Source organism: Curtobacterium sp. SP.BCp (genome assembly GCF_051903255.1).
In the GTDB taxonomy this organism is placed as follows: domain Bacteria; phylum Actinomycetota; class Actinomycetes; order Actinomycetales; family Microbacteriaceae; genus Curtobacterium.
The window spans coordinates 2,976,204-2,991,880 of sequence record NZ_CP194338.1; the positions used below are offsets into that span (position 1 = coordinate 2,976,204).

The 15,677-nt window shown below is 71.7% G+C and carries 16 protein-coding genes; 8 read left to right on the plus strand and 8 right to left on the minus strand.

Translation table 11 applies throughout. The annotated features are described in order from the left end of the window. Window positions 1–42 precede the first annotated feature (42 nt). Both hrpA and ACRQ4C_RS14135 read left to right on the plus strand, forming a co-directional pair. On the plus strand, window positions 43–3,897 hold the full coding sequence (hrpA, locus tag ACRQ4C_RS14130) for an ATP-dependent RNA helicase HrpA (protein ID WP_439689100.1): 3,855 nt from the start codon (window positions 43–45) through the stop codon (window positions 3,895–3,897). Between the two features lie 19 nt (window positions 3,898–3,916). Further along, entirely contained in the window at window positions 3,917–4,285 is a 369-nt protein-coding gene (locus tag ACRQ4C_RS14135; RefSeq protein WP_439689101.1) for a VOC family protein, read from the plus strand. 43 nt (window positions 4,286–4,328) lie between these two features. On the opposite strand, the gene ACRQ4C_RS14140 is transcribed toward ACRQ4C_RS14135, so the two are convergent. Together ACRQ4C_RS14140 and ACRQ4C_RS14145 are read right to left on the minus strand one after the other, a co-directional pair. Continuing rightward, a complete protein-coding gene (locus tag ACRQ4C_RS14140; protein WP_439689102.1) occupies window positions 4,329–4,874 on the minus strand; it encodes a GNAT family N-acetyltransferase in 546 nt (181 codons plus the stop codon). Continuing rightward, on the minus strand, window positions 4,871–5,419 hold the full coding sequence (locus ACRQ4C_RS14145) for a YbaK/EbsC family protein (RefSeq protein ID WP_439689103.1): 549 nt from the start codon (window positions 5,417–5,419) through the stop codon (window positions 4,871–4,873). The genes ACRQ4C_RS14140 and ACRQ4C_RS14145 overlap by 4 nt, the downstream gene beginning before the upstream one ends. A gap of 36 nt (window positions 5,420–5,455) precedes the next feature. Here ACRQ4C_RS14145 and ACRQ4C_RS14150 point away from each other — a divergent pair, with 36 nt between their 5' ends. After that, entirely contained in the window at window positions 5,456–6,112 is a 657-nt protein-coding gene (locus ACRQ4C_RS14150) for a CatA-like O-acetyltransferase (RefSeq protein ID WP_439689104.1), read from the plus strand. 52 nt (window positions 6,113–6,164) lie between these two features. Here ACRQ4C_RS14150 and ACRQ4C_RS14155 read toward each other — a convergent pair whose 3' ends face one another. Continuing rightward, window positions 6,165–6,836 (minus strand): TIGR02453 family protein, encoded by a 672-nt coding sequence (locus ACRQ4C_RS14155; RefSeq protein ID WP_439689105.1) that lies wholly within the window; start codon window positions 6,834–6,836, stop codon window positions 6,165–6,167. 96 nt (window positions 6,837–6,932) lie between these two features. Here ACRQ4C_RS14155 and ACRQ4C_RS14160 point away from each other — a divergent pair, with 96 nt between their 5' ends. Next, complete coding sequence (locus ACRQ4C_RS14160; RefSeq protein ID WP_439689106.1) at window positions 6,933–7,424, plus strand: nucleoside deaminase; 492 nt, start codon at window positions 6,933–6,935, stop codon at window positions 7,422–7,424. Between the two features lie 78 nt (window positions 7,425–7,502). Here the strand turns inward: ACRQ4C_RS14160 and ACRQ4C_RS14165 are convergent, their stop codons facing one another. The 3 genes from ACRQ4C_RS14165 to ACRQ4C_RS14175 are packed head-to-tail and all read right to left on the minus strand — an operon-like array spanning window position 7,503 to window position 11,059. After that, entirely contained in the window at window positions 7,503–9,122 is a 1,620-nt protein-coding gene (locus ACRQ4C_RS14165) for a hypothetical protein (RefSeq protein WP_439689107.1), read from the minus strand. Window positions 9,123–9,125: 3 nt separating this feature from the next. After that, complete coding sequence (locus ACRQ4C_RS14170) at window positions 9,126–10,052, minus strand: carbohydrate ABC transporter permease (RefSeq protein ID WP_439689108.1); 927 nt, start codon at window positions 10,050–10,052, stop codon at window positions 9,126–9,128. Continuing rightward, window positions 10,049–11,059 (minus strand): ABC transporter permease, encoded by a 1,011-nt coding sequence (locus tag ACRQ4C_RS14175; RefSeq protein WP_439689109.1) that lies wholly within the window; start codon window positions 11,057–11,059, stop codon window positions 10,049–10,051. The genes ACRQ4C_RS14170 and ACRQ4C_RS14175 overlap by 4 nt, the downstream gene beginning before the upstream one ends. A 160-nt stretch (window positions 11,060–11,219) precedes the next feature. Between ACRQ4C_RS14175 and ACRQ4C_RS14180 the strand changes: the two genes are divergently transcribed. The 3 genes from ACRQ4C_RS14180 to ACRQ4C_RS14190 are packed head-to-tail and all read left to right on the plus strand — an operon-like array spanning window position 11,220 to window position 13,443. Beyond that, a complete protein-coding gene (locus ACRQ4C_RS14180) occupies window positions 11,220–11,957 on the plus strand; it encodes a class I SAM-dependent methyltransferase (RefSeq protein WP_439689110.1) in 738 nt (245 codons plus the stop codon). A gap of 60 nt (window positions 11,958–12,017) precedes the next feature. Then, a complete protein-coding gene (locus ACRQ4C_RS14185) occupies window positions 12,018–13,025 on the plus strand; it encodes a LacI family DNA-binding transcriptional regulator (protein ID WP_290134028.1) in 1,008 nt (335 codons plus the stop codon). A 31-nt stretch (window positions 13,026–13,056) separates the two neighbouring features. Further along, complete coding sequence (locus ACRQ4C_RS14190) at window positions 13,057–13,443, plus strand: VOC family protein (RefSeq protein ID WP_290134027.1); 387 nt, start codon at window positions 13,057–13,059, stop codon at window positions 13,441–13,443. Window positions 13,444–13,593: 150 nt separating this feature from the next. On the opposite strand, the gene ACRQ4C_RS14195 is transcribed toward ACRQ4C_RS14190, so the two are convergent. Beyond that, entirely contained in the window at window positions 13,594–14,316 is a 723-nt protein-coding gene (locus ACRQ4C_RS14195; RefSeq protein ID WP_439689111.1) for an esterase/lipase family protein, read from the minus strand. Further along, window positions 14,313–15,086, minus strand: a complete 774-nt coding sequence (locus ACRQ4C_RS14200; protein ID WP_439689112.1) for an alpha/beta fold hydrolase — start codon at window positions 15,084–15,086, stop codon at window positions 14,313–14,315. The genes ACRQ4C_RS14195 and ACRQ4C_RS14200 overlap by 4 nt, the downstream gene beginning before the upstream one ends. A gap of 84 nt (window positions 15,087–15,170) precedes the next feature. Between ACRQ4C_RS14200 and ACRQ4C_RS14205 the strand changes: the two genes are divergently transcribed. After that, a complete protein-coding gene (locus ACRQ4C_RS14205) occupies window positions 15,171–15,677 on the plus strand; it encodes a hypothetical protein (protein WP_439689113.1) in 507 nt (168 codons plus the stop codon).

The window sequence follows — 15,677 nt, forward strand, 5'->3', positions numbered from 1 at the left end:
GAACACCACGGCGGGACGCCGCACAGGTATCCTGGAATGCTCATGTCTGCCACGCCCGTCATCACGTACCCGCCCGAGCTGCCCGTCTCGCAGCGGCGGGACGACATCGCTGCCGCGATCCGCGACCACCAGGTCGTGATCGTCGCCGGTGCGACGGGCTCCGGCAAGACCACCCAGCTGCCGAAGATCTGCCTCGAACTCGGCCGCGAGTCGATCGGGCACACCCAGCCCCGCCGGATCGCAGCCCGCACGATCGCCGAGCGGGTGTCCGAGGAGCTGGGCGGCGAGCTCGGCGACCTCGTCGGGTACCAGGTCCGCTTCACCGACAAGGTGTCCGCGAACACGAAGATCAAGCTGATGACGGACGGGATCCTCCTCAACGAGATCCACTTCGACCGTGACCTGAAGCGCTACGACACGATCATCATCGACGAGGCGCACGAGCGGTCCCTGACGATCGACTTCCTGCTCGGCTACCTCAAGCGGCTCCTCCCCCGCCGGCCGGACCTCAAGGTCATCATCACGAGCGCGACGATCGACCCCGAGTCGTTCTCGCAGCACTTCGGTGGCGCCCCGATCATCGAGGTTTCCGGCCGGACGTACCCGGTCGAGGTCCGCTACCGCCCGCTCGTCGCGGACGACGGCGACGGCGCCGACAGCGACGACGACGAGGACGACCCGCGGACCGACGACCAGGGGAACGGCAACGGCCGCACCCCGGACGACCGTGACGTCCTCCAGGGCATCACCGACGCGCTCGACGAACTCGCCCGCGAAGACCCGGGCGACGTCCTCGTGTTCCTCTCCGGCGAGAACGAGATCCGCGACGCGCAAGAGGCCATCGAGGGCAAGCGGTACCCGGGCACCGAGGTCCTCCCCCTCTACGGGCGCCTGTCCGCCGCCGACCAGCACCGGGTCTTCGAGCGACGCAGCACGCCGGGCGTCCGCCGCCGGGTCGTCCTCGCGACGAACGTGGCGGAGACGAGCCTCACGGTGCCCGGCATCAAGTACGTCGTCGACACCGGGACGGCCCGCATCTCCCGGTACTCGCCGCGCGCCAAGGTCCAGCGTCTCCCGATCGAGGCGATCAGCCAGGCGAGCGCGAACCAGCGCTCGGGTCGTGCCGGTCGCACGAGCGCGGGCATCGCCGTCCGGCTGTACTCCGAGCAGGACTTCGAGCGTCGGGCCGAGTTCACCGATCCCGAGATCCTCCGCACGAACCTCGCGGCGGTCATCCTGCAGATGATCTCGCTCGGCTTCGGCGACATCGAGTCGTTCCCCTTCCTGCAGCCGCCGGACTCCCGAGGGGTGAAGGACGGTCTCGACCTGCTGCGCGAGCTGCGGGCCGTGGACGGTGACGGGCGGATCACGAAGGCCGGTCGACAGCTGACGCGGCTGCCGATCGACCCGAGGCTCGGCCGGATGGTGCTCGAAGCCGGGCGACAGGGCGTCGGCCGCGAGGTCATCGCGATCGTCAGCGCCCTGAGCATCCAGGACCCACGCGAACGCCCGCTCGAGAAGCGCGCCCACGCCGACCAGCTGCACGCCCGGTTCGCCGACCCGACGAGTGACTTCCTCACCCTCCTCAACCTCTGGAACCACATCGAGGACAAGCAGGACGAGCTGTCGTCGAGCGCGTTCCGGCGACTGTGCAAGGCCGAGTTCCTGAACTACCTGCGCATCCGCGAGTGGCAGGACCTGTACCGGCAGCTCTCGCGCGCGGCGAAGCAGGTCGACGTCCGCGTCGGGCAGTCCCGCAGCGAGGACGGCGACGCCGTGCACCGGTCGCTGCTCGCCGGGCTCCTCAGCCAGATCGGTCTCCGCGACCGGGAGAAGCGCGACTACCTCGGGTCACGGAACACCCGGTTCGTGGTGTTCCCGGGCAGCGTCCTCGCGAAGAAGCAGCCCGACGCGGTGATGGCCGCCGAGCTCGTCGAGACCAGCCGGCTCTTCGCCCGCACGGTCGGCAAGATCGACCCCGCGTGGGTGGAACCGCTCGCCGGTGACCTCCTCAAGCGCACCTACGGTGAGCCGCACTGGGAGAAGAAGCAGGGCGCCGTCGTCGCCTACGAGCGCGTGACCCTGTTCGGCGTCCCCGTCGTCCAGCGGCGGCGCGTGCAGTACAAGCGCGTCGACCCCGAGCACTCCCGTGAGCTGTTCATCCGGCACGCCCTCGTCGAGGGCGAGTGGGACTCGCAGCAGGCCTTCGACCGCGAGAACCGCCGTCTCCGCAAGGAGCTCGAGCAGCTCGAGGAGCGCACGCGCCGACGGGACATCCTCTTCGACGACGAGAAGATCGTCGACTTCTACGACGCCCGCATCCCCGCAGACGTCGCGACCACCCGCGATTTCGAGGGATGGTGGCGGAAGGCGAGGCGCGACCAACCGGACCTGCTCACGATGCGCAGGTCGGACCTCCTGGCCGAGGACGCGGCGGAAGCCGCGCAGGACCAACAGGAGTACCCGACCCAGTGGCGGTCGGGCGACCAGCGTCTCGCGATCAAGTACCGCTTCGAGCCGGGCGCGCAGGACGACGGTGTGAGCGTCCAGGTGCCCCTCGCGCTGCTCCCCCGGATGCGCGAGGAGGGGTTCGACTGGCAGGTGCGGGGCCTGCGCAAGGAGCTCGTCACGGCGCTGATCAAGTCGCTGCCGAAGCAGATCCGCAAGAACATCGTGCCCGCGGCGGACTGGGCGGAGAAGATCGTCGCCGAGCTCCCCGACGACGCGCCGACGGAGCCGACCGAGTCGTTCCGGTCGACGCTGGCCCGGACCATCCAGCGCATGACGTACGTGCCGGTGTCGGAGTCGGACTTCGACCTGACCCGCGTGCCGCCGCACCTGCTCCCCACCTGGGCCGTGGTCGACGAGCGTGGCCGGAAGGTCGAGGCCGGCAAGGACCTCGCGGCCCTGCAGACGAAGCTGAAGGACCGGACCCAGCAGAGCGTCGCCTCCGCCACGGCGAAGGCGAACCGGCCTGGAGGCGCTGCTCGCGTCGCGCGGGCCGGTACCGACCTCGAGCGGTCGGGTCTCACCGCGTGGCCCGCCGGTGACCTCCCTCGCGTCCTCGACACGAAGCAGTCCGGCGGGGTGATCCGCGCCTACCCGGCGCTGGTCGAGGAGGGCTCCGGTCCGAAGGCGACGGTCGCGGTGCGGCTGCTCGCCACCGAACGCGACCGTGCGGTCGCGATGCCCGCGGGTGTCCGTCGACTCGTCATGCTCGCGGTGCCCTCGCCGGTGTCGTACATCCAGCAGCACCTCACCGCGCAGGAGAAGCTCGCCCTCGCCGCCTCGCCGTACTCCTCGACGCAGGCACTCTTCGACGACGTCCTCGCCGCGGTCGTCGACGCCGGCATCCGCGCTGCACACCCGGACGGTCTCGTGTTCGAGCAGGCCGCGTTCGAGCGGGTCCGCGACGCCGTGTCCTCCACCGTCGTCGACACGATGTTCACCGCGGTGTCCGAGGTCGCGGCCGTCCTCACCGCGCACCGCAACGCCGAGCGGGCGATCAAGCAGGCGAACTCCATGTCGCTGCTCGGGGCGCTGACGGACCTGCGGCAGCAGATGGAGCGGCTCGTGTTCCCCGGGTTCGTTGCAGTCGCCGGGCTCGACCGGCTCCGACGGATCCGCGTGTACCTGCAGGGGGTCGAAGCGCGCGTGCAGAAGCTCCTGCAGAACCCCGGGCGCGACGCGGCCTGGATGCGCGAGGTCACCGTCGCCACCGACCGCTACACCGACGCCGGTGGGACCTTCCCGCCGGAGGTCGGCGCGCACCCCGAGCTCGTCCACGCCCGCTGGATGCTCGAGGAGTTCCGGTTGAGCCTGTTCGCGCAGGAGCTCGGGACCGCCGAGACGGTGTCGTTGCAGCGGATCACGAAGGCCCTGGCTGCCGCGCGCTGACGGGGCTAGCGTGTCGGCCATGATCGGCACACTCGACGTCGTCGTCCTGGACTGCCCGGACCCCCGCGCACTCGCGCGCTTCTACGTGGAACTCCTCGGCGGCGAGATCGTCGCCTCCGACGAGGACTGGGCGGAGATCGCGCTCCCCTTCACCGACCTCCGGCCGATCCTCGCGTTCCAGCAGGTCGCCGACTACCGCGCGCCGGAGTGGCCTGGGCAGGACGTCCCGCAGCAGAGCCACCTCGACGTGAAGGTCGACGACCTCGACGCCGGGGAGACCGCGGTGCTGGCGATCGGCGCGACGGCGACGGGATCCGGGACCGAGACGTTCCGCGTGTACCTCGACCCGGCCGGGCACCCGTTCTGCCTCATCCGACCGAACGACTGAGCGGGCGCACCGACCGGGCGCTCCGACCCGGCCGCAGCGCGCCTCACCGGACCGGGTCGGTCGCGAGCCGGGCGTACACGCACAGGTCGTGCCGCACGCCCTCGATCGGGTACGCCTGCCGCAGCGTGCCCTCGAGGGTGAACCCGAGCCGCTCCGCGACCGCGCGGCTCGGCAGGTTGTCGGCGGCGGTCCGGAGTTCGACGCGGAACACCCCTTCGTCGAACAGCGCGTCGAGGAGGGCCTCGACCGCGCGGGTCATCACGCCCCGCCCACCGGCGCTCGACGCCAGCCAGTAGCCGATCTCGGCCTTCGCCGTCGCCGGGGTGATGCGTGCGGCGAGTGCGCCGACGACCTGCCCGTCGAGCACGATCGCCGTCGAGACCCCGGTGCCCTCGGCCCAGCCGGTGAGTCCCGGGGTGAGGTAGGCGAGGACGTCCTCGGTGGTGAGGTCCGGCCGGGCGAGTTCCTCCCACGGCCGGAGGTGGTCGAGGTCGGCCAGCACGAGGTCGCGGTACGCCTCGGCCACGGAGTCGTCGGCGAGGACGAGCGACACGTGGTCGTCGACGACGATCGGCAACCGGACCGTCATGCGTCGGGCGTTGGAGTCGCGAGTCCCTCGACGACCTGCACGTGCGGCAACCCCGCGAGCACCGCGCCCGGCAGGAACAGCTTCGCGCCACGGAGCCCGGCGCCGATGACGACCTCGGGAGCGTCCTGCACCCGTGCGTCCGCGTACACCGGCCACGACGACGGGAGGCCGATCGGGGTGATGCCGCCGTACTCCATGCCGGTCAGCGCGACGGCCTCGTCCTTCGGGGCGAAGCTCGCCTTGCGGACGTCGAGGAGCTTCTTGACGACGCGGTTCACGTCCAGGCGGGTGTGGGCGAGCACGATGCACGCGGCGTACCGGACGTCCTCGCCGCGCCTGCCCGCGACGACGATGCAGTTCGCGCCGCCCTCCACCGGGAAGCCGTACGCCTCGGAGAACGCCGCCGTGTCCGCCAGGTCGGGGTCGATCGACGCGGCCTGGACCCGACCGAGGACGTCGGCGGGCAGTGCGACGAGCGCCTCGGCGACCGGGATCGCCAACTGACCGGAGGCGACGAGGGCGGGGACGCGCTGCAGTGTCGGCATGGCTCCACCCTAGGGATCGGGGCCACACTGGCTCTCATGACCGCGCTCCGCCCCGTCGACCTCGCCACCTGGCCACGCCGCGAACACTTCGAGCACTATCGAGACCGGGTGCCGTGCACGTGGGAGATGACCGTCGAGCTCGACGTCACCGACTTCGCCGAGACGGTCAGGCGTACCGACCGTCGCACCTACGCCTCACAGCTGTGGGCGATCGCGTCCGTTGTGAACCGCCACGAGGAGTTCCGGATGCAGCTCCAGGAGGACGGCTCGCCGGCGGTGTGGGACGTGGTGCACCCGATGTTCACGGTGTTCCACTCGGACACGGAGACGTTCTCGGTGCTGTTCGTCCCGTTCGACGAGGACCCGGCACGGTTCCACGCGGCGGCCGTGTCGACGATGGAGCGCTACCGGGACGACCACCGGATGTTCCCGCAGCCCGACCGCCCCCGGAACGTGTTCGACGTGTCGACGCTGCCCGGGACGTCGTTCACCGGGTTCGCGCTGCACGTGAAGGAGGGCTTCGACCACCTGCTCCCGGTGTTCACGATCGGGCGCTACCGGTACGTCGAGGGCCGGACGATGATGCCGATCGCGGTGCAGGTGCACCACGCGGCGGTCGACGGGTTCCACGGGGCACGGCTGTTCGCCGAGTTGCAGACGACCTTCGCGGAGGCCGGCTGGCTCCGCGGCTGACGCTGCGCACACCGGGCGAGACCGCACGACCAGCGCCGGAACCCGCAGCCGCTCAGGCCCGCTCGTCGATCGACCGTGCTCCCGGCACGGGCGGCGCCGGGTCGTCGGCGGCGTCGGGGTCCTCGGCCCGCGCCCACTTCACGGTCCACCGCACGAGGGGCTGCACCCGCTCCCATGCATCGACGACGTCGGACAGCGGGCTGGTCAACGGCAGGTGCCGGAGTGCGGCGTAGTGCTGCATCCGGAGCAGGTCGATGCGCGGGTGGTCCGCGTCGTACCCCCGCGGTGCGGTCTTCAGCGGTGGTCCGGCGAGCTCGAACCCGGCGTCGGTGAGGTCGTCCAGCACCCGCTGCAGCGCCGCAGCGGCCTGGGGGTGCTCGTCGATCGCGGTGCGGGCGGCGTCGAGCTGCGCGCGCGACGGGGCGTACAGCCCGCCACCCGCCTGGATGCCGTCGGCACCGGCGCTGAGGTAGACCCCGCCCGCGGTGAGCCCGGTGTCCTCCCGGTAGGGCCGCTTGTCCGGCGTGAAGCGGAGGTCCCGGTGCTGCCGGAGCACCCGTCCGGGTCCGTAACGTCGCTCGGCCTCGTCGAGCAGGGCCTCCATCGGTGCCTCGACGTGCCGCTCCCATTCCTCCCGGTGGTCCTCGAACCAAGACTTCTCGTTGTGCTCGGCGAGCCCGCGGAAGAACGTGGCGAGCGCGGGGGTGAAAGGCCGGTCGGTCATGCCGGCCAGTGAACCGCCGCCGACTGCGACCCGCCCGACGCCCCGGGGTACGACGCCACCCACCGCCCGGGCAGCCGCCGGGAGGACGGTGGGCCGATGCCCCACGACGAACCCACCACACCGACCGACTTCACGGCACTGGCGGTCTCCCGCGCCCTCGACAACGTCGCCGACGGGGGCAAGCCCTTCGCCTGCCTGATCGTCCGCGACGGCGAGGTCGTCGTCGAGGCCGTCAACCACGTCGCCCAGACCGGCGACCCGACGGCGCACGCCGAGATCCGCGCGATCCGTGCTGCCGCCGAACAGGGCATCACGGACCTCGGCGGGTACGACGTCTTCGTGACGGCGTACCCGTGCCCGATGTGCCTCGGTGCGCTCTACTACGCGCAGCCCGACCGGGTCGTGTACGCCGCGACACGGGAACAGGAGGGCGAGCACTACGAGGACGGCAACCGCCTGATGAGCCTCGGCAGCTTCTACGGCGAGTACGCCAAGCCCGTCGAGGAGCGCACGCTGCGTGCCGAGCAGGGCCGCGTCGACGACCCGGCCGCGCCGTTCCGCGCATGGAGCGCCCGGCACGCGGACTGACGCAGTGGGCGTGACCCGGTGACGGTCTGGAGGCTCGGGGCGGGCCCGCACCGTTCCTCCCGTCCGTCACGTCGTCCGTCAGGACGCGCGTGCCTCGAGCGCCTCCTCGAACTCACGACGGACGGCGTCGCCCCCGCGACGCCGCCATTCCCGAACGGTGTCCCTCCAGGACGCCACCGGCGCCCTGCCGAGCAGGACGTCGTTGATCGCGTTGGTCGCGAACGTACCCACGGTCGGTCCCTTCGTCGAGTTGGTCGGCGAGTACAGGCCGTAGGTGGGGTTGGGCAGGCCGTCGTCCAACCACGACGCAAGGGACCGGTACACGGTGTCGGTCATCCCGGGTCGCCCGGCGTAGTAGAGCGGCAGCGGGCACTCCGTGAAGTACTGCAACGGGAACTCGCCGAGGGCCGTCTCGCTGTTGCCGACCGTCGTGAGCACGGGGGCGCCGTCGCGGTACTCGAAGTCGCGTCCCTCGATGCCGAACTTCCGGTACGTCCAGGCCTCCGTGCCGAACGGTGAAGCGCACCAGTCCAGCACATCGAGGAGCATCCGCACGCGGCGATCGTCCCCGGCGGCGACGGCTGCGATCGTGTTGTTCGGGTCGCCGAGCCAGGGCTTCGGCTTCGCCCCGCCGGGCCCGACGAACGGTGCGAGACCGAGCTCGAACCCGCTGCCGGGCGTCGCCTGCCCGAGGATGCCCGGGATCGCGCTGTACGTGTCGGACAGCATGAGCGCGGACCCCTGCACGAGCCACACCTTGCCGTTGTAGGCGGTGATGCTGTCCGGGTGCACCAGGTCCTCGGCGATGAGTCGACGTGACACGTCGAGCAGTTCCCGGTACTCCTCGGTCTCGTACATGTGCGTCAGGGATCCGCCGTCCTCCCGCCACTGGTTCGGGACGCCGAGCATCGGAGCGAGGATGCTCGTCGGGACCGAGGCCAGCGCCCACCGGTTCGCGTGCGGGTCGGACACCCTGCGGCAGAGCTGGAGGAACTCGTCGAGACTGCCGAACCCCGGGTCGACACCGAGCCGGTCGAAGCGGTCCTGGCGCAGGTGGAGGACCTGGGAGGTCAACGGACCGCGGGGCACCGGCACACCGTAGATCCCTCCGGAGAAGACCGTCCCGCGCCACGACGCAGTCGGCAGATTCGCCAGGTACGGGTAGTCGCGGACCCCGGCACCGGAGAGGTGTGGGCTGAGGTCCGCCGCCTTCGCCTCGAGGAACTGGGGCAGGTAGGAGAAGCCCTGGTTGATGGTGAAGACGTCGCCCAGGGTGTCGCCGGCGACCTGCGTGGCGAACTTGTTGGGGAAGTCCGCGTTCGGTGTGATCGTCAGCCGCAGGTCGACCCCCATGTGCTCGTCGAGACCCTGCCAGTACGGGTTGTTCCCCTTCGACGGCGGCACCGGGGAGTTCGTCGGCACGCTGCCGCGGACGATCGACCCGTCGCCGGGTCTGCCCCGCGTGGGTACCAGCCGGTCGGGGATCGACCGGAACGCGCTCGGCATGAGCGCGCTCGTCTTCGGCAGGACGGGCGCAGGTCCGCCCTGCCACGGCACGTAGTCGGGCAGCGCGACGGCCTTGTTGATCGCCTTCACGTCAGTGGAACGGGTCACGGTGCTGCACCCGGCCAGGAGGCTCGTGGCCGCGATCCCGAGTCCGCCCCCGATGAGGGCGCGGCGGGTGATGTTCGTGGTCATGGTTCAGCCCTTCACCGCGCCGGTCAGGACACCCTTGGCGAAGTGTCGCTGGAGGAACGGGTAGACGACGAGGATCGGCACGATCGAGACGACGAGGATCGCCATCTGGATCGAGGCCTGTGGGGGCAGCGCGTCCGAGGAGGTCCCGAGGTCGGATCCGCCGAGTTGCGCGTTGTTGATGACGTAGGTGCGCAGCACGAGCTGCAGCGGCCACTTCGCGGTGTCGTTGATGTAGAGCAGCGCGTTGAAGAACGCGTTCCAGTAGCCGACCGCGTAGAAGAGGCCGATCACGGCGAGGACCGCCTTGGACAGCGGGAGCACGATCCGCCAGAACACCGCGAAGTCGCCGGCACCGTCGATCCGCGCCGACTCGATGAGCTCCTTCGGGATCGCCATGAAGAACGAGCGCATGACGATGACGTTGAACGCGCTGAGTGCCGTCGGGAGGATCAGTGCCCAGTACGAGTCGAGCAGGCCGAACTGCTTCACGACGAGGTAGTTGGGGATGAGTCCTGGCGCGAAGAGCAGGCTCACGAGCACCAGGGACAGCACGAAGCCCGAGCCGTACGAACCCGGCCGGCTGAGGGCGTACGCGAGCATGGCGCTGACGAACAGGCTGATGAGGGTCCCGACGAGCGTGATGCCGATGCTGACGACCATCGCGCGGGTGACCACACCGCCGGCGAAGATGCTCCGGTACGCACCGAGGTCGAGCCCGCGTGGCCACATCACGAACCCACCGGCCTCGTTCACCTGGCTGGTCGGCGCGAGGCTCGTCGAGACGATGCCGACGAACGGCAGGATCACCGCGAGGCAGATCACCAGCAGCACCGCGCCGGTGAGCAGTCGTCCGGGGAGCGGTGTCTGGTCGGGTCCGCCTCGCTTGCGCTTCGTCCGGCGGGGCACGGTCACGGTGTGGGTCGCGGTCACTTCTGGTCCTTCTGGTAGACGCCCGCTTCGCCGAAGACGTGGGCGAGCTTGTTGGCGCCGAGCACGAGCAGGACGCCGACGACGCCCTTCACGAGTCCGACCGCGGCGGCGACGCCCCACTGGCCGCCCAGCACGCCGTTGTTGTAGACGTACGTGTCGAGCACCTCGCTGGCGGCTCGGCCGACGGCGGCCTGCTGCAGGAGAATCTGCTCGAAGCCGACCGTGAGCGAGTCGCCGAGCCGGAGGATCAGGAGCAGCACGATGATGCCGCGCATGCCCGGCAGGGTGACGTGCCACAACTGCCGCCACCGCGAAGCACCGTCCATCTTCGCCGCCTCGTACAGGCTGGTGTCGATCTGACTCAGCACGGCGAGGAAGAGGATGGTCGCCCATCCGGTGTCCTTCCAGATCACCTGGCTCGTGAGGAGCGCGATGAACCCGTCCGGGTTCCCGAGGAAGTCGATGGCATCGCCGCCGGCCGCACGGATCGCGTTGTTCACGAGCCCCGAACCGCCCAGGATCTGCTGGAAGACCGCGACGACGATCACCCAGGAGAGGAAGTGCGGCAGGTAGAGGATCGACTGCACGACCTGCTTGATCCGATCGGACAGCAACGAGTTGAGCATGAGGGCGAGCACGATCGGCGCGGGGAACACGAAGACCACCTGCACGAGCGTGATCACGAGGGTGTTCCGGAGGGCGCCGAGGAACTCCGGGTCGCCGTCGAACACCACCGAGAAGTTGTCCCACCCGACCCACGGGCTCCGTCCGAGCGGGACGAACGGCAGGTACTCCTGGAACGCGATCGCGTTGCCGAGCAGGGGTAGGTAGTGGAACGCGAGGAGCAGCGCCACCCCGGGCAGCCCCATGAGCAACAGCACCCGGTCCCGCCGGATCCGCTGCCACGCCGTCCGTCGTCCGTCAGGCCGCCGTGGCGGCGAACCTCGTCGATCAGCACGTGGTTCGGTGTGCGCGCGGTCCGGCGCGCGGACGTCGAGCTTCGTCACTCGGTGGCCCCCTCCGTTGGATTCCTGCAGGCGACCCTCCCGCCGCGAGCAACCGTTCGGCAACGTGTTGCCACCTGTTTCCATCGTTGTAACGGTCCATCGCTGCGCAGCGCTGCCCTGCTCGCGGCGGTCCGTACCAGCTGCGTGCCAGGGTGGGGACATGACCTTCGAGCAGCACGCGCGCTCCTTCGGCAGCGCGGTCGAGGCCTACGAGCACGGGCGACCGGGGTACCCGGCCGAGGTGGCCGACTGGTTGGTCCCCCGCGCGGCGCGGCGACTCGTCGACGTCGGTGCGGGGACCGGCAAGTTCACCCGGACGCTGCTCGGCCGCGGCGCCGAGGTGGTCGCGGTCGAACCGCACCCGGCGATGCGGGCGCGGCTCGCGACGCTGCTGCCGGATGTCCGCGCGCTGGACGGCACCGGTGAGGTGGTGCCGCTGCCGGACGCGTCCGCGGACGCGCTGACCTTCGCGCAGTCCTGGCACTGGGTCGACCCGGCCGCCGGCATCACCGAGGCTGCACGGGTCCTCCGGCCCGGCGGCGTCCTCGGCCTCGTCTGGAACGTGCGCGACGAGTCCTCGGACTGGGCGCAGCGGCTCGGCGACGTCATCACGCGGCCCGAGGCCCAGCGGATGTCGTACGACGACGAGTCGGTGCTCGACGGGCCCTTCGGGGAGCGGGAGCACCGCGTGTTCGCGTGGGTGCACGAGCAGGACCGGTCGGCGTTCCTCGACATGGTCCTGTCGCGCAGCTACGTCATCGTGCTGCCGGACGCCGAGCGCGCCGACCTGCGTCGAGCGGTCGAGGAGCTCCTCGACACCCACCCGGACACGGCTGGGCACGACGTCGTCCGGGTGCCGTACCGCACGCACGTCCACCGGTACGAGCGGCGGCCGTAGCGCGGCCAGCACTGGCGCGGCCAGCCCGTGCACGGCCGACCCGGGCGGTACGCTCGGACGATGCGCGCGACCGTGCGGGAGGTGGCCGCCCTCGCCGGGGTGTCACCGAAGACCGTATCCAACGTCGTCAACGGCGGCGTCCCCGTGCGCCCGGAGACCCGGGCACGCGTCGAACAGGCGGTCGCCGAGCTCGGGTACGTGCCGAACCTGTCGGCCCGCGGGCTGCGGAACGGCCGGTCGGGCGTCATCGCGCTCACCCTGCCGGAGATGCGGAACCCCTACGCCGCGGAACTCACCGAGTGGTTCGTCGAGCTCGCCCGCGACCACGGCTGGGTCGTGCAGCTCGACCAGACGGGCAACGACCCCGAACGCGAGCAGGACCTCGTGTCCCGCGCCCGCGCGCACCTCGTCGACGGGCTCGTGCTCAACCCGGTGACGCTGAGCGCGAGCGTGCTGGCCTCGACCGAGGGACTCCCGCCGACCGTCGTGATCGGCGAGGTCGAGCCGGAGCACGTCGACCAGGTGCACGTCGACAGCCGGGCCGCGGCGGAGGAGGCGACGGCGTTCCTCCTCGGCGCCGGTCACCGGCGGATCGCGATCGTCGGTGCGGCGGCCGCCGTCCGGGCGACCGCGACGAGCGAGCTCCGCGAACGCGGACACGGCGATGCGCTGACCGCGGCGGGCATCCCCGTCGACGCAGGGCTCCGGGTGCCGCTCGACGACTGGTCGACGGCGACCGCAGCCCGCGAGTTCGGTGCGTGGCTGGACCGGAACGACCTGCCCGACGCGGTGTTCGCGTTCACCGACTCGATCGCGTTCGGCGTGCTGCACGTGCTCGCCGCCCGCGGGGTCCGGGTGCCGGAGCAGGTCAGCGTGATGGGGTTCGACGACATCGCGGCGGCGGCGTTCGCGATCCCCGCGCTCACGACGGTGGCGTTCGACCGGAAGACCCTCGCGGGTGCAGCGCTGCGGCTGCTCGCCCGGCGGATCGACGACCGGACGGCGCCGCCGGAGACGTTCGTGGTGCCGCACCGGATCGTCGAGCGCGCGAGCGTCACCCCGCGCTGACGCCCGGCAGGACGCGCGTACGCTCCGCCGCATGACGAGCGACGACGCGACGATGCCGACCCTCGTGGCCACGGTGGTGCAGTCCCCCGAGCCGATCCGACTGGCGCGCTTCTACGGGGCGCTCACGGGGTGGACGGTGCACGAGGACGACCCGACGTGGGCGCGTGTCCGGCCGGTCGACGGCGCTGGACTGTCGGTGCAGTACGACCCGGAGTACGTCGCCCCGGTCTGGCCGAGCGAGGCCGGCGCGCAGAACATGCAGCTCCACGTCGACTTCCAGGTGGAGGACTTGCCCGGTGCCGTCGCCCGGGCCGTGGAACTGGGCGCCCGCGAGGCAGCGTTCCAGCCGCAGGACGACGTCCGCGTGCTGCTCGACCCGGACGGGCACCCGTTCTGCCTCTTCCTGCCCGGCGCATGAGCGGACCGCGGGCGCGGGTGGGCCCAGGCGGGCGCGGGAGCCGAGACTCGGCTGGGCGGACAGTTCGGTGGTCGTCGCGCCGCGAAGGTGTCCGCGGAGCCGAGACTCGGCCCCGCCGAGCCCGGTCGAGCTCGGCCGGCCGGCCGCGCCTCAGTCGGTGGCGGCGAGCACGGCCTCCCGGGTGCGGGGATCGCCGAGGATCCGGAAGTGCCCGCCGACCGGCAGCCGCACGTTCGTCGCCCCGGCGAGCTCCGACCCCTCCGGGATGAGCGTGTCGAACACCCCGTAGACCGAGGTGATCCGGGCGTTCACCGCGAGCTCCCGCCCCATCGCCGCGAGCACCGGGTCCGCGGCGCGGAACACCCGGAGGTGCGCGACGGGGGCCAGCCTCGCGAGCGACGAGCCGCCGAACGGCGTGGAGACCGCCACCATCCGGTCGATCCGGTGGTGCGGGTCGAGCGACGCCATCGCGTACTTGCCGATGAGGCCGCCCTTGCTGTGCGCGACGAGCAGCACCTCGCGCAGGTCGTGCTCCTCGAGGTACGCGACGACCTCCTCCGCCGAGGCGGGCACGGGGCGGACGTTGTGCCGGAGGACGGGCAACACGTGCACGGGGTGGCCACGGTCGTGCAGCGCGTCCATCAGCGGTCGCATGAAGTGCCACGTCTCGTAGACGCCCGGGATCACGACGACGGGCGGCCGGAAGCCGTCGAGGTAGTCGTCCGCCGTGGTCGGCCCGAGGCTCCGCACCTGCCAGCGCGCGGCGTAGAGCCAGTCGCGGACGGCCCACACGGCGCGCGTGAGCAGCCCGACGGGAGGCACGGATCGCCCGTCCGGGTCGGCCTGCGTCATCGAGGCGGTCGGGTCGGTCATCCGAGACGCTCCAGGGTCTCGACGCGCCGGAACTCGGCGACCAGGTCGGCGAACGCGACCGGGCGGTGCTCCTGCACGTGGTGCGCGCCGGGGAGTTCGACGAACGCGCCGCGGCGGGCGTTGGAGGCGACCCGGGCGGCCCAGGCGTGGCGGGCGATCGGGTCCCGGTCGCCGCGGACGACGAGCACCGGGACGTCGAGGCCGGTGACCCGCTCGAGCAGCGGGTAGCGGAGCATCGGACCGAGCTCCCGGACGTACTGTCGGACGCTGCGCAGGTAGTCGGTGAGGACGACGGCGTTCATCCGCGGCCCTTCGGCGAACGAGTCCCGACCGAGGCCCACGGCCTGGTGGAACAGCGTCCGTCGACGATCGTCCACGACGGGCCCGACGAGGACGACCGACGACACCGCACCCGGGTGGCGGAGCCCCGCCTCCACGGCGACCTGCGTGCCCATCGACTGCCCGACCACGACGAGTTCCCCGGCGCCGCGGGACCGTGCCGCGCGCACCACGAGGTCGGCCAGCTCCTCGGCGTCGAGCCGTCGACCGGCCGGTGGCAGCCCGCCGAAGCCCGGGAGGTCGACGGCGACCGTCCGGTGCGTCCTCGCCAGCGCCTGCTGCGAGCGGGCGAACGAGCGGTGCGACATGCCGATGCCGTGCACGAGCAGCACCGTCGGGACCAGGGCGTCGTGGAGGCGACCGGTTGGCGCCAGCGTCCGGAGCCGCACGGGCAGCCCGTCGACCGACACCGTCTCGACCTTCGCGCGCACGGCTCCGACGCTACGCCCGGGTCCACAGTGCAGCGTCAGCGTCGTCATCACCGGTTGATAGCCGAGCGGTGTGCACTCGTCACCATGAACGACACCACGCCCACGAACACCTCGACCGAGCCCCGCCGGTACCCGTCCGCCCCGGACGGCTGGGGCGCCGCGCCCGCCGCCGCTCCGAGCGGGTGGGACGCCGCGCCGACCGCCGGTCAGACGGCGACGGACACCCGCACACCCGGCACGGACCCGTACGCCGCCGAGTGGGACACCGCGCGGCAGACACCGACTCCCTGGTACGGCAACGCCCCGAGCCAGGGGCGCACCAAGCCACGTCCGCCGTGGTTCTGGCCGGTCATCGCGGCGGCGGTCGGGGTGGCTGCGCTCCTCGTCGGCGGCGGCGTCGGCTTCGCGATCGGGCACGCGATCGGCGGGACGCAGTCCCAGGGCACGTCGCAGTTCCCCGGCCGTGGGACGAACGGCTTCCCGGGGTACGGCGGCGGCACCGGGCAGCAGCCCGGCGGCACCCAGGGCGACAGCGGAACCCAGGGTGACAGCGGCACCCAGGGCGGCACCGACTCCGGGTCTGGTAGCTGA